This is a genomic window from Ottowia sp. VDI28, from assembly GCF_049532675.1.
GTDB lineage: Bacteria > Pseudomonadota > Gammaproteobacteria > Burkholderiales > Burkholderiaceae_C > Ottowia.
In genome coordinates this window covers 5,755,229-5,767,767 of record NZ_CP149820.1, presented here as the reverse complement: position 1 = coordinate 5,767,767, position 12,539 = coordinate 5,755,229, and the positions used below count along the sequence as shown (strand labels likewise).

At 64.7% G+C, this 12,539-nt stretch carries 12 protein-coding genes; 2 read left to right on the top strand and 10 right to left on the bottom strand.

The window, feature by feature from the left end; all coding sequences use genetic code 11:
• Positions 1-12 precede the first annotated feature (12 nt).
• Both WJU18_RS27325 and WJU18_RS27320 read left to right on the top strand, forming a co-directional pair.
• A complete protein-coding gene (locus WJU18_RS27325; RefSeq protein ID WP_423457190.1) occupies positions 13-1,260 on the top strand; it encodes an ABC transporter substrate-binding protein in 1,248 nt (415 codons plus the stop codon).
• A 23-nt stretch (positions 1,261-1,283) separates the two neighbouring features.
• Entirely contained in the window at positions 1,284-2,447 is a 1,164-nt protein-coding gene (locus WJU18_RS27320; protein ID WP_423457188.1) for an iron-containing alcohol dehydrogenase, read from the top strand.
• A 103-nt stretch (positions 2,448-2,550) separates the two neighbouring features.
• On the opposite strand, the gene WJU18_RS27315 is transcribed toward WJU18_RS27320, so the two are convergent.
• From WJU18_RS27315 to WJU18_RS27270, 10 genes are all read right to left on the bottom strand, one after another.
• Positions 2,551-3,243, bottom strand: coding sequence for a GntR family transcriptional regulator (locus WJU18_RS27315; protein ID WP_423457186.1), 693 nt, complete (start codon positions 3,241-3,243; stop codon positions 2,551-2,553).
• Between the two features lie 8 nt (positions 3,244-3,251).
• Positions 3,252-4,697, bottom strand: a complete 1,446-nt coding sequence (locus WJU18_RS27310; protein ID WP_423457185.1) for an NAD-dependent succinate-semialdehyde dehydrogenase — start codon at positions 4,695-4,697, stop codon at positions 3,252-3,254.
• Positions 4,694-5,518: an alpha/beta fold hydrolase gene (locus tag WJU18_RS27305; RefSeq protein ID WP_423457184.1), complete on the bottom strand. Its 825-nt coding sequence runs from the start codon at positions 5,516-5,518 to the stop codon at positions 4,694-4,696. The genes WJU18_RS27310 and WJU18_RS27305 overlap by 4 nt, the downstream gene beginning before the upstream one ends.
• Entirely contained in the window at positions 5,508-6,095 is a 588-nt protein-coding gene (locus WJU18_RS27300) for an amino acid synthesis family protein (protein ID WP_423457182.1), read from the bottom strand. Before WJU18_RS27300 ends, WJU18_RS27305 begins: the two co-directional genes overlap by 11 nt.
• Positions 6,096-6,159: 64 nt before the next feature.
• Entirely contained in the window at positions 6,160-7,167 is a 1,008-nt protein-coding gene (locus WJU18_RS27295; protein WP_423457180.1) for a Bug family tripartite tricarboxylate transporter substrate binding protein, read from the bottom strand.
• Positions 7,168-7,367: 200 nt separating this feature from the next.
• Complete coding sequence (locus WJU18_RS27290; protein WP_423457178.1) at positions 7,368-8,537, bottom strand: CaiB/BaiF CoA transferase family protein; 1,170 nt, start codon at positions 8,535-8,537, stop codon at positions 7,368-7,370.
• Between the two features lie 8 nt (positions 8,538-8,545).
• Complete coding sequence (locus WJU18_RS27285) at positions 8,546-9,349, bottom strand: enoyl-CoA hydratase/isomerase family protein (protein ID WP_423457176.1); 804 nt, start codon at positions 9,347-9,349, stop codon at positions 8,546-8,548.
• The gene (locus WJU18_RS27280; RefSeq protein WP_423457174.1) at positions 9,346-10,488 is read right to left on the bottom strand and encodes an acyl-CoA dehydrogenase family protein; all 1,143 of its coding nucleotides are present in this window, start codon (positions 10,486-10,488) and stop codon (positions 9,346-9,348) included. Before WJU18_RS27280 ends, WJU18_RS27285 begins: the two co-directional genes overlap by 4 nt.
• Positions 10,485-11,672 carry an acyl-CoA dehydrogenase family protein gene (locus WJU18_RS27275; RefSeq protein ID WP_423457172.1) on the bottom strand — a complete coding sequence of 396 codons (1,188 nt, stop codon included), beginning with the start codon at positions 11,670-11,672 and terminating at the stop codon, positions 10,485-10,487. Before WJU18_RS27275 ends, WJU18_RS27280 begins: the two co-directional genes overlap by 4 nt.
• 17 nt (positions 11,673-11,689) lie before the next feature.
• Positions 11,690-12,466 (bottom strand): acyl-CoA dehydrogenase family protein, encoded by a 777-nt coding sequence (locus WJU18_RS27270; RefSeq protein WP_423457170.1) that lies wholly within the window; start codon positions 12,464-12,466, stop codon positions 11,690-11,692.
• Between the last annotated feature and the right edge of the window lie 73 nt (positions 12,467-12,539).

Sequence of the window (12,539 nt, the reverse complement as noted above, 5' to 3'; positions counted from 1 at the left end):
AAAGGACCGTTCATGTCTTCAGCACCCATGGGGCGGCAGGCATCCCGCCGCCAGTTTCTCCGCACCTCCAGTGGCCTGGCTTCCGCCGCGGCGCTGGGTGGCTTCTCCGCCATCGCGCACGCGCAATCCAAGGAAATCAAGGTGGGCATGGTGGCGCCGCTCTCCGGGCCCTGGGCTCGTCCGGGGGTACTCATGCGGACAGGCGCTGAGATGGCCATCGAGGAGATCAATGCCAAGGGCGGCATCAAGGCCCTTGGCGGCGCCAAGATGAAGCTCGTGGTGGCCGATGCGGGCGACAGCGCCGACAAGGCCGCGGCGGCCGTGCGGGGCCTGCTGGCTTCTCACCCCGATATCGTCGCTGGCAGCGGCGCATGGCTGTCGTCGCTCACGCTGGCGATCACGGAAGTCGCGGAGCGGGAGAAGCTGCCCTGGTTCACATTCTCGTTCTCGGATCAGATCACTTCACGCGGCTTCAAGTACGTGTTCCAGACCGCTCCGCGTGCGTCCACTTTTGCCGACAAGGCCGCACCCACGGCCGCGGCCCTGGCGAAATCGGCGGGCGCGCCATTCAAGAACATCGCGGCGATCTATGACAACACGCCCAATCCCAGCGGTTTCGTCAAGGAGTTCCGGGAGAAGGTGGCACCCACGATGGGCGTGAAGCTGGTGATGGACGAGGTCTACACCCCACCACTGTCCGACGCGTCGACGCTGATTCAGCGCTTGCGCCGTGCCAAACCCGATGCGCTGTATCTTCTGGCGACCAATCCGCAGGACTACAAGCTGCTGCTTGACAAGCTCAAGGAGTACAACATCAAGTTGCCGCTGTTGGGGCATGGAGGTCCGGTGCTTGATCCCGCCGTGCTGTCGGCGGTCGGTCCTGACGCCCTCGAAGGCATGCTGACCACTGTGGCCGCTTGGCCAGGCAAGGCGCACGCCGCGCTGGAAAAGAACTTCGTCGCGCGGACCAAGGAGCCTTTCCTGACCCAGGATTCCATCGTGCCCTATGCCGAGATGCACATCATCAAGGAGGCTCTGGAGCTCACCAAGTCCGCCGACCGCGTGGCCCTGGGCCAGACTCTGCACTCCATGAATCTGACCGAAGCGCAGTCCGGAAACGTGTTTCCTGGCGGGGTGTCCTACGACGAGCGCGGCCTGCGCCGTGGTGAGACCGTGATGCTCGTGCAGTGGCGCAAAGGCAAGCCCGTGCTGGTCTATCCTAGCGAAATCGCGGCTTCCGCCCCTGTGTGGGCCCGTTGAGTCCGAGCGGAAGGCGTCAATCCATGATCAACAACATTCTTACGCCACGCCGGCTCGTGGTTGGGGGCGGCAGCATTGAGCAGTTACCCCAGGTGCTGGCGCAATTAGGGATCAAGCGCCCCCTGCTTGTGGCGGATCCGAACCTGGTCCGCCTGGGCCTCTCCACCCGTGTGGAAAGTGTCCTGCGTGACGCCGGTGTGTCCTATACCCTGTTCACCGATGTGGTCGAGGATCCGACCGATGCCTGTGTGAATGCCGCTTCCGCGGCTATCGTCGAGGGGGATCATGACGGTGTGATCGGCTTCGGCGGAGGCAGCGCCATTGACACGGCCAAGGCCGCCGCAGTGGTGGCGACCCTGCGCCAGCCCATCCGTTCCCTCATGGTGCCTCGCATCGTGGACGAGGCCGCCATGCCGGTCGTGGCCATTCCCACGACGGCAGGCACGGGCAGCGAAGTGACGCGCGCTTGCGTGGTGACTGATTCGGCTTCGCACGAGAAGATGCTGATCCTGGGGATGTCCTGTCTGCCCGCGGCAGCAGTGGTGGACTTCGAGTTCACGCTGTCCTGTCCCTTCCGGGTGACTGCGGATACTGGCCTGGATGCGCTGACACACGCGCTGGAAGCCCTGGTCAACCGCAACCGCAATCCCCATGCGGATGCGTTCGCGCTGTCCGCGTTGCGGCTGATTGGCGCCCATCTTGAAACCGCTTGTTTCGAACCGGCCAACCGCGCCGCGCGCGAGGCGATGATGCTGGGCGCGACACATGCCGGCTTGGCGGTGTCGAATACGTCCACCGCCCTGGTGCACGGAATGAGCCGGCCGATCGGCGCTTTTTTCCATGTGCCGCATGGCTTGTCCAATGCGATGCTGCTGGCAGCGGTGACGGAATTTTCCGCTCCGGCGGCTCCAGCGCCTTATGCCGCGGCGGCCCGCGCCCTGGGTTGGGCCAAGGAAAGCGACGCGGAGACCGACGCTGTCGCCGCGCTGATCGCGGGCTTTCACCGGCTCAACAGTGTCCTGAAAGTGCCGACACCGGCAGCCTTCGGTATCGACAAGACCCGCTATTTCGAGTTGCGCACCACCATGGCGACCCAAGCTTTGCAGTCTGGCACGCCGGCTAACAACCCGCGCCTGGCAACAGAGCAGGACATCGAGGCGATCTACGCTGCCGCCTGGGTGGATTGAGGGTGGAGTTTCATTCGCAGGCGGATACTCAAGAATTCCCGTCATCCCGTCATCCCGGCTTGCGCGGGAGTACGGGAGTACGGGAGTACGGGATGACGCCTGATCAGGGCGCGATGCCGCCTTCTTTCAGGCGCTCGGCGGCGATCTGCGCCACCCGCTGAACGTGCTCCTGTGATGCTTGCTGTGCGGCCAGCGGATCCCGTTTTTGCAGGGCTTCGACAATACGGCTCATTTCCGCGGCAGCTTCCTTCTTGCGGCCGGCGGAACTGATGGTCATCACGCGCAACCGATTGATACGCGCATTGAGCGACTGCACCACTTCCCAGGCCATGCTCAAGCCTGCCTCGCTGAAGAGGGCCTCATAGAACGCCGTGGTGCGTACCAGAACTTCGTGGAAGTCGCCTTCGCGAAAAGCGGCCTGGGTCGCGGCGTTCAGGGAGACCAGCCTTTTGATGGCCGCGGGACTGGCCTTCTCGGCACAGGTGCGCGCGGCGTGTCCTTCGAGCAGGGCACGGATTTCATAGATTTGCGCGGCCTGGTCGGCCGTCAGCGTGGCGACGACCGGGCCTTGGTGGCTGCCGGATTCCACCAGCCCTTCGGCTTCCAGGTGGCGCAGCACTTCCCGCACGATGGAGCGGCTGACATCGAGTTGTTCGCATAGATTTCGCTCGACCAGGCGGTCGCCGGGCTTGAAATGCCCATTCCAGATGGCGTCGCGCATCTTTTCGAGCGACAACTCACGCAGCGTCTTCGCGCTGCGATCGACTTTCAACGAAGCTGGGCGGGGGGTAGTCATCACGTTCCTCAGTTAAGACCTCCGAGGCATAAGTATTTCACGTCCAGGTAGTCATCCAGTCCGTTAGGTCCTCCCTCGCGGCCATAACCTGATTCCTTGATCCCTCCGAAAGGGGCTACTTCGGTGGAAATAGCTCCTGTGTTGATGCCGACCATTCCGACCTCCAGGGCCGCTGCCACGCGGTGCGCGCGGGCAATATCCCGGGTGAAGAAATAGGCGGCGAGGCCCGCCTCACTGGCGTTGGCTTGCGCCAGCACGTCGGCTTCGTCGCGAAAGCGCAGCAGCGGGGCAACCGGCCCAAAGGTCTCCGCGCTCGCCACGAGCAACGATGGCGTGACGTCGCCCAGCACAATTGGCGCGAAAAAGAATCCATCCGGCTCGCGGGCTCCCTGCAGGAGCACGGCTCCATGGGCGAGCGCGTCCTGAACATGCCGCTCGACCTTGCGGCGGGCCCGGTCGTCGATCAAGGGGCCGATGCTCACGCCTTCCTGCATGCCGTCGCCCACACGCAGGTGGCGCACCGCCTCGACCAAGCGTGCAGAGAAGGCATCGTAGATGCCTTCCTGCACAAACAGGCGGTTGGCGCAGACGCAAGTCTGGCCGGCATTGCGGAATTTGGAGATGATCGCGCCTTCAACGGCCTCATCCAGATCAGCATCGTCGAAGACGATGAAGGGCGCGTTGCCCCCCAGCTCCATGCTCACGCGCTTGACCGTATCGGCACACTGGCGGAGCAGGAGCTTGCCCACGGCTGTGGAGCCTGTGAACGTGAGTTTTCGCACCAGCGGGTTGCTGGTGAGTTCGCTGCCAATGGCGGCCGGATCTCCCGTCACGATATTGAGCACACCCGCAGGAACGCCAGCGGCGCAGGCCAGCTTGGCAAGCGCCAAGGCGGAGAGCGGAGTTTGCTCGGCTGGCTTGGCGACGACCGTGCACCCGGCCGCGAGGGCGGGCGCGAGCTTGCGGGCCAGCATGGCATTGGGAAAATTCCAGGGTGTGATCGCGGCGACCACGCCTACCGGCTGGCGCACCGCGCTCAGTTGCTTGCGCGGATCATGCGACGGGATCACTTCCCCATAGACGCGGCGGCAGGCTTCGGCGAACCATTCGACATAAGAGGCGCCGTACATCACCTCGGCCCGAGCTTCTGCGAGCGGCTTGCCCATTTCTTCCGTGAGCAGGCGCGCCAGAGGCTCGGCATGCGCGAGGATCAGCGTGTGCCAGCACTTGAGAATGCCGGATCGCTCGTGGGCGGTCAGCGCTTTCCAATTCGTCCCCGCTTTGTGGGCCGCATCGATGGCCGAGCGCGTGTGGCTGGCCCCCAGCAGCGGCACCGAGGCGACGCGCTGCCCGGTAGCTGGATTCAGCACGTCAAAGGTGGCGGGACCAGTGATCCATTCGCCATTGATCAGGCAGCGCGTTTCGCGCAGATCGTCGTCAGTCAATAGGGTCATGGCAACGCGGCTTCTTTTCCAAGCGGTACCTTGAGCCAGCGCTGCAGGCTCTGGTTGACGGCCTCCGGTGCCACCACGTTCATCATGTGGCGTTCGCCGGGGATGACTTCAACCACGGCGTGAGGCGCCTCCGTTCCCATGGCCCGTGACATTTCAGGAGCCGAATTGGCATCGTATTCGCCGGTCAGGAACAAGGTAGGCATCGACAGCCGGTGCAGCCGGCCGGCGTGCGCTTCATCCGACGAGGCGAAGAGTTTGTAGGTTCGGGCGTAGCCTTCCGGCTGGACGTCGCGCAGGTAGCCTGCCACATTGGCTGCCATCGATTGCAGCGGTGTTGGAACGGGGTCTCCGAACCAGCGTGCGATGGTGCTTCCGATGGTGGCTTGCACACCTGCCTGATTCAGCGTCGCGGCGCGGGACTGCACGGCTGCGCGCTGTTCCGGCGTTCGCCGGAAGACGGCGTTGAGGGCTGCGAGGCGAAAGGTGCGCGAGGGGTGACGCAAGGCGAATTCGATGGCGACCAGTGCGCCCATCGAGTGCCCTGCAATGTTGGCCCCGGGAATGCCGAGGTGGTCGAGAAGCCTTTCGAGCTGAGCGGCATAGTCCTCCAGGGCCGCATCTGCCGGCGGCAAGGGGCTGCCGCCATGGCCGAGCATGTCATAGGCCACTACGCGGTGGGTACGAGCCAGTACATCGACCTGGGGTGCCCACACGCCATGCTGCATGCCGACGCCATGCACCAGCACCAGGGGCTCGCCTTCGCCATGAACGGCATAGGCGGTTCCATCGGGGGCGTGCAGGATGCTTCCTTCACGCATCATTGCTGCCGAGCTCTTTCAGGTCCTGGTAGCGGTCGCCGATACGGTGGTGAGGACGTCCGCCGACCGAGGCACCCAGCGCCACGACGATCTCGTCAGGGGCGGGGGCATCATTGATCGCGAACTGCAGCGTCAGGTAGTGGGAGCGCTTGCCTTCGTCGTGCTTGTGCATCATCGGGATGGCAATGGAGCAGTTGGGTCCGCCGCGCACGTTGGTGAAGCTCAAGTAGCTCTTCGCACCCACGGCCTTGCGATAGAAATTGCCGAAATGCAGCGTGTGAATGAGGGCGGAAGCATGCTCCACTTCTCCGGCGGTGCCGACGACGGCTGCCTTGCCATAGCCTTCAATGGCCTCGCCTGAACCAGCCTGTTTCAGGATGGCGGAGGTCAGCAGCTCGCCCAGGATGGGCGCGAGGGCTCGGATTTCCGGCTGGAGGTCTTCCACGAAGCCGCGGCCGGCCCATGGGTTGGTGAGTACGGCGGCCACGCCGTACATGGTTAACGGCCGCTCCGCGGCTTTACCGCCTTCGATGCGGGTTTCTTCGGAATAGCTGACGATCTTGCGGATATTGGCGTTCATACGGGTTCCTTGTGTTTGAGGTATTTGCAGCGAAAAGGCGGCTGGCGCTTGGCGGCCGGACCGCTCATTCGGCGGTGATGTGCGCTGCCTTGACCACCGCGCGGTATTTCTCGGTTTCAGCGGCCATGAACTTGCGCAGGCTGTCGGCTGATTCGCCGGAAGCGCTGACACCTTGTTCTGCAAGCCGGCTGCGCACAGCCGGATCGGCTAGCACCTGCTGCGCGGCTGTCTGGATCTTCTGGATGACGTCAGCCGGCGTCTTGGCCGGCACGAAAAGGCCGAACCATACTCCCAGGTCGAAGCCTGAGAGCCCGGGCTGCATGCCCATGGCGGGAAGCCCTGGTGCGAGTTCCGACGGCTTGGCTCCAGTGATGGCGAGCGCCTTCACACGGCCGCTCTTGATGTAGGTCTGTGCCGCGCTGAGCGTGGACACCGCCAGATCGATCTGGCCGCCCAGCAGGTCAACCAGCGCGGGCGCAGCTCCCCGGTAGGGGATATGAGTCATGGAGATGTTGCCGCGCATTTTCAACAGCTCGCCAGCGACGTGCATCGGCGTGCCATTGCCGGCCGAGCCATAGCTGAGCGCACCTGGCTTCGCACGGGCAAGCGCCAACAGTTCCGTGACATTGTTGGCCGGCAGCGAGGGCTTCCCGAGCAGCACCATCGGCCCGGTGCCGACGAAGACCACCGGTGCCAGGTCGCGGGACGCATCGTAGGAGATGCTGGGGTTGATGAGCTTGTTGATCAGGATCTCGGAGCCCGAGCCCAGCAGGATCGTGTAGCCATCGGGCGCAGCGCGTACTTCGCGTTGCGTGCCCAGGACGCCGCCAGCGCCCGCGACGTTTTCAATAACCACCGGCTGCCCGAGCTTTTCGGACAAGGGCTGGCCGAGGCTGCGGCCGATGATGTCCGAACTGCCGCCCGGTGCAAACGGCACGACCAGCGTGATCGGCTTTTCAGGGTAGACGGCGAAGGCGGCGCTGCAGGCACAGGCCAGTCCGGCTACAACGCCGAGACGCAGATGGTGGGCGAGCCTTGTCGCCCATCCAGGATTCCGGTGGGTTTTGTTCACGAGCATTCTCCATTTGTATTCCGATATTATGGTATACCAAAAAAATGGGTGATGCAAGATGATGGCCTGGACGCTACCTGGGGTCAGGTGGCAGGGCCTGCGCGCTCTGTGCTCTGGAGGGGTGCCGTAGTTGCTTGAGCGGCTTGTATGGGGCGGGTTTCAAACCCGCCCCGTTGCGTTGCCGAGAAGTTTCAGCGTCTTCAGCTTTCGAGATTGGCCAGCACTTCGTTCGTGTGCTCGCCGAGTCCCGGCAAGCGCCCCGGCCGGCGCTGAATGCCGTCCAGGTTGATGGGCAGGCCCGGTATGTTGATGAGCGTCCGGCCTGAGGCATGTACGTCCACGAAGAGGTCCGCACTGACGCCGGCGTGGCCGGGGCGAACCTGCGACATATCCCGTATGGCGCCCGAAACGATACCGCCCTCGGCCAGCATATCGACCAGTGCATCGGAGTCGAAGTGGCTCATGGCCTCCTTCAGCAGGCTCATCAGTTCAGTGCGATGGCTGACTCGGGCCGGGTTGTTGGCAAAGCGGGGATCCTGGGCCAACTCGGGCCGTCCGATCGTTTTGCACAGGCGAACGAAGTGCTCGTCCATATAGGCGGAAAGCACCACCATGCCGTCCCGGGTCTGGATCACATCGGCTGCGGGCGCCACGGTGGGTTGGCCGTTGCCGCGACGCATGGGCATCTGGCCTGATTGCCGGTACTCGGCCCAAGTGTAGGTTAGCGCCGAAATGGCCACATCGATCAGCGAAAGGTCAACCAGCGCGCCGCGCCCGGTGATACCGCGGCGCACCAGGGCCGCGAGCACGCCTGTCGCCAGGGAGTGGGCCGCCAGCACGTCGACCGCTGTATAGCCGACGCGCACGGGGTCCCGGCCGGCCTCGCCGTTTAGGCTCATCATGCCGCTTTCTGCCTGGGCTGCAATGTCGAAGCCCGCGCGGATACTGGCGGGGCCTGTCTGGCCAAAGGCGCTGACGCGGCCATAGACCAGGCGCGGCGCTTCGGGGAGCAATTGATCGGCACCCAGTCCCAGCTTCTCAAGTGCGCCGGGCCGGGAGTTGGCCAGCACGACATCGGCGCCGAGGGCCAGCCGCCTGGCTTGCAACTGTCCCTCGGTGCCGCGAAGATCCAGCATGACCGATCGCTTGCCGCGGTTGTAGGCACTGAACATCGGGCCGTAGTCGTCATGGACCCAGCCTACGCGGCGGGAGGCGTCGCCACCTGGTGGTTCGATCTTGATCACGTCGGCCCCCAGATCGGCGAGCATCTGGCCAGCGGCGGGCGCAGCAATGTATTGGCCCAGTTCCACCACGCGCAGCCCTTGCAGAGGGGGCGGGGCTTTTTCGGAGGTTGGCTGGCTTGTGGTCATTGGCGTATTCAATCCTGTCTGCGTCCGAAGCGGGGCGCCCGCTTTTCAAAAAAGGCGGCGGCACCTTCCCGGAAGTCGTCGCTTGCGAAAAGGCCGGGGGCGTTGTCGAGCTGAAAGCCGAGCGCTTGTTCCAGCGACATGGGCGCTTGCCGGAGGCCTGCCTTGATGCGGCCGAAGGGCCGGGCGGGGCCTTGGGCGATCCGCAGGGCCAGTTTTTGCGCCAGGGGCAGTGCACTGCCCTCCGCGGCATGCTCATCGGCGAGGCCGATCGATACTGCTTCGCTGCCTTTGACCTCGTTGGCCCAGAGCATGAGGCGGCGCGTCTGGGCCACCCCGACGCGGGCCGGCAGCGACCAGAACAGGGCCGCATCAGGCATGGCGCCCACGCGGGTGAAGGCGCAGCAAAATACCGCGTTCTGCCCCGCGACCACGACATCGCATGCCGCCGCGAGACCGAGACCTGCCCCGTAGGCGGGGCCATCCACTGCGGCCACGATCAGCTTGTCCGAGAGGGCAATGCGGCGGTACAGCCAGGTATTGCGTGTCATGCGTGTGCGCACTTCGTCTTCGCTGCCGGCGGCCAGTTGGCGCAGATCGCCACCTGAGCAAAATGCGCCACCGGCTCCGGTGATGATGGCTGCGCGCAAGTTCCGATCTTGTTCCAGTTCTTCAAGGCCGGCCATCAAGCCTTCGTAGATCCCGGGAGATTGCAGTGAGTTGCGGTTCTGCGGCGCGTTGAGTGTCAACTGGATCACGCCATCCAGGCGCTCGACGAGAACGGCGGGTTGCGATGCGGCGGAGTGGGTGGTCATATGGCGTCTCCCAAGGACAGGTTTGTCAGGCGTTCGGCATGGTCGGTGCCGCTGCCGTAGAGGTCGGCTGCCAGTGCCAGCCGGCGTACGTAGGCGCCCAGCACATACTCTTCCGTCATGCCGATGGCACCATGAAGCTGTATGGCTTCTTCCCACATGTGGCGGGCGACATGTCCCGTGCGGATGCCGAGCGCCGCGACCTGGCGGCAAGCTGGGGCACTGGCCGCCTCCAGGCACAAGGCGCGTGTTTCCTGGATCTCCACGTACAAGTCCACCAGGCGGTGCTGCACGATCTGGTTCTGTCCCAAGGCGCGGCCAAATTGGCGCCGTGTGCGTACGTATTCCAGGGTGATGTCGAAGGCCGCCTGTGCCGTACCCAGCGTTTCCGCACAATGCGCGACACGGCCTTGATCCAGCGCCTGGTGCAGCAGGGCGAGTATGTCCTTGCTGGAGCCCTCTTTCAATAGCGTGCCGGCGGCGTCTTCCAGCCGCAACTCGGCAGCGTGCCGCCCGTCGTACAGGCGCTGATGGTTCAGGGTGAGGCCCGGGGTACCGGCTTCCAGCAGAAACAACCCCATGCGGGTGGTATCGCCGGTGAGCTGTGCGGCCACCAGCAGCGCATCGGCGCCGCTGGCGCCGGGTGTCAAGCCCTTCGCGCCGGAAAGCCGCCAGATGCTGTCATGGCGGGCGGCCCGCACGGAGGGCTGGCTCAGCATGGCGCTGCCATCGGGCTCCCAGGCGGCCCAGGTTATCCGCCGCTCACCGGAGGCGAGCGCGGGAAGCCATGCGTCGCGCAGCGGACCCTCTGCAACCTGTGCGAGCAGGCCGCTGCCCAGGACCGCGCAAGCCACGAATGGCTCGACCAGCAACGAGCGGCCCAGTTGCTCGGCCAGCAGGCATTGCTCAGGCAGCCCGGCTCCCAAGCCACCATCGGCTTCCGGCAGGGCGATGCCCAGCCAGCCGAGTTCGGCCAGCTCATGCCAGCGCTCGGGCGGGCAGCCCGTCGCATGATCGGAGGCCAGGGCGCGCTGCTCCGGCGTGCAGGCATGTTCAGCCCACCGCCGGGCACTCTCGGCCAACATCTGATGCATCTCGGTATCGGAGCCCAAGGCGGAGTCCACGGTCGAAAGATCGGTCATAAGGCAAGCACCTGCTTGGCGAGGATGTTGTGTTGGATTTCACTCGACCCACCGGCGATGGTGTAGCCGCGTGCCAGAAACCGCCGGGACGACGCCGTACCCGCCAACGCCTCCTGCGGCGCCGCGCCGGCCTGGCCGGCCAGCCACTCCTGAGACAGGGGCATGGCTTCTGGACCCAGCGCATCCACGATCAATTCTTCCCAGAGCTGAATCAGCCGGCTGCCGCGCATCTTGAGCATGGACACCTCCGCGCCCAGCCGTTCGCCCGCGGCCTGACGCGCCACGAAGCGCCCGGCGTTGGCTTCCAGCGCGATCAGGCGCGATTCGAGATCGGCAAAGCGCTCGCGGAACCAGGGCAGATCGGCCACGCGGCGGCCGCCGCGTCTGCGAGACAGCGCGATTTCCCGCACACGGTCCATGCGGCGCTTATTCTCTCCGATGCGTGCCAGCTTGAGCCGCTCGAACTCCAACAGCGACTTGGCAACGGTCCAGCCCTGGTTTTCTTCGCCGATGCGCTGATGGACCGGCACACGCACGTTGTCGAAGAACACTTCACAGAACACCGGCCAGCCATGGATGCCGGTGATCGGCCGCACAGTGATGCCGGGGGTGTTCATGTCCGCCAGCAGGAAGCTGATGCCTTCCTGCGGCTTGCCGCCTCGCTCAGTTCGTACCAGCACGAAGATCCAGTCGGCGTATTGGGCGTAGGAGGTCCAAATCTTGGAGCCGTTGATCACATAGTCATCGCCATCGCGTTCGGCGCGTGTCACCAGCCCTGCCAGATCGGAACCGGCATTGGGCTCGGAGTAGCCCTGGCACCACCACTGCCGCCCGGAGGCAATGTCTGGCAGAAAGCGCTGCTGCTGATCAGGGCGGCCATAGCGCATCAGCACCGGCCCGATCATGTCGAAAGTGATGGCATTCAACTCAGGCGCACCGCCGAGGGCCATTTCCTCGTCGAAGATCATCTGCTGGGTCACCGTCCAGCCGCGGCCGCCCCATTGGGCCGGCCAATGAGGTACCAGAATACCCGCCTGCGCCAGCCGCTCGTGCCAACCGATGAGTTGCTCACGTGTGGGTTGTTGCCCTTGGCGCACGGTCTGGCGCAGCTCTGGGGGCAATTGTTCGTGCACGAATTGCCGCACTTCCTCGCGGAACTGATCGAGGTTCGTTGTGGTGAACATGCTTGCTCCTATGGCCGTCAGGCTGCCAGGCCGTGCGCCAGCGCACGGCGGGCGATGGCTGCCCGATGAACTTCCGATGCACCGTCATAGATACGGAACGGCCGCAGCATGCGCAGGATCATGGAAACAGGGATGTCCTCGGAAATACCCAACGCACCGCAGATCTGCACCGCGGAATCAGCCACCTGGTAAACGGCCTCGGCAACGAATACCTTGGCCATGGACGAGTGGTGGCGGATGGACTCTCCCGCATCGAGACGGCGCGCCACGTCCACGGTGATTTGCCTGGCGGCATAGAGCTGGATGTGGGCATCCGCCACCATGGCTTGAACCATCTGGTGATCGGCGAGCTTGGCTCCTTGTGATTCGCGTCGGCTGGCGTACTCCTGCGCGATGCTCATCGCGCGCGACGCGAGCCCGATATAGCGCATGCAGTGAAAGAGCCGGGCGCCCTCCAGTCGCAGCTGGGACTGCGCCAAACCCTTGCCTTCCTCGCCGATCAGCGCGTCGGCAGGTACATGAAGGTCTTCGAGCAGTATCTCGGCATGCCCCCCAATATCGAAGGGCTCCATGGTGGGAATGTCGCGCACGATCCGGAAGCCCGGCGTATCCATATCCACCAGGAACCACGAGGGGCCGGATTCGGTGCGCGCCACGACGATCGCGAAATCCGCCCGCATGGCACCTGAGATAAACCACTTGTGCCCGTTGATGGCCCAGCCGCCGTTCGTGCGCCGGGCAGTTGTCGAGAGCATGCGCGGGTCGGAGCCCACCCCTGGTGCGGGTTCGGTCATGGCAAAACAGGAGGCCCGCTCACCCCGCATCAGGGGCAGCAGATAGCGTTCGCGTTGGGCGGGAGTGGCCAGC